Below are 1,067 nucleotides of genomic sequence, written 5' to 3'. Positions count from 1 at the left end.
GCGAGGCCCAGGCGGAGCAGCTTATGAACGGCTGGTTGCACAACCAAGTGCCGGATGTGGTGTCGGGAGCGATTTTGGCGGCCTTGCAAGCTAAGGGGGTCAGCGCTGGCGAGCTGGCCGGCATGGCGCGGGTGCTGCAGCGAGCTTCTCTGGGATCCCCCCTGGATCTGCCCCTCCTGCTGGATACCTGCGGCACCGGGGGAGATGGGGCCGGCACGTTTAACATTTCCACCGCCGTGGCCTTCGTGGTCAGCGCTGCCGGGATCCCAGTCGTGAAGCACGGCAACCGCTCTGCTTCTGGCAAGGTCGGCTCGGCGGACGTGCTGGAGGCGCTGGGGGTGAACTTGAACGCCGAGCCGGAGCGGGTGCGGGCGGCGGTGGCAGAAGTGGGCATCACCTTTCTCTTTGCCCCCCACTGGCACCCGGCTATGCGGGCAGTAATCCCCTACCGCCGCGCCCTTAAAGTTCGCACTGTCTTTAATCTCTTGGGGCCCCTGGTCAATCCCCTCTACCCCAACCGACAGGTCATCGGGGTTTATGCGCCGGAGCTGGTGCCGGTGATGGCCGAAGCCCTGCGCCTACTGGGGCGGGAAGCAGCCATCGTACTCCATAGCCGGGAAGGCCTTGACGAAGCTGGCCTTGCTCAGCCCACGGACTTGGCCGTTCTCTCCCAGGGATCCCTGCGCACAGAAGTCTTGAACCCCCGGGATTACGACCTCACGCCCGCCTCCGTCCAAGCTCTCCAGGGGGGGGACTTGATGGAAAATGCCGCTATCCTCAGCCGCGTTCTCCAGGGAGGCGGCGATCTTGCCCAGCGGGATGCAGTGGCCCTCAATGCGGCGCTGGTGCTCCAGGTGGCGGGAGCTGTGGCTGACTTGAGAGCCGGAATTGCCCAAGCGCGGGAGATCCTTGCCAGCGGTGCCGCCTGGGAGCGCCTGCAAAAGTTGGTCAACTTCCTCCAGCCATGAACTACCCCACCGCGTAGGCGGGTGGGGTTTCCTCACCCGCTTGGCAGCAGAGCTTTTGTCTCTTCTTCTGCCCCAGTTGCTTCATCGTTCGCGGCAGCG

At 64.9% G+C, this 1,067-nt stretch carries 1 protein-coding gene; it reads left to right on the top strand.

Annotated features, from left to right (window positions below; translation table 11 throughout):
* Positions 1 to 968: anthranilate phosphoribosyltransferase (trpD, locus tag NW852_RS05655; protein WP_414426536.1), on the top strand; the 968-nt coding region annotated here is incomplete at its 5' end.
* Positions 969 to 1,067: the final 99 nt, after the last annotated feature.

The sequence above is a fragment of the Synechococcus sp. H60.1 genome (assembly GCF_047462335.1).
Lineage (GTDB): Bacteria > Cyanobacteriota > Cyanobacteriia > Thermostichales > Thermostichaceae > Thermostichus.
The sequence above is the reverse complement of the archived record's forward strand: the minus strand, read 5'-3'. Positions and strand labels throughout refer to the sequence as shown.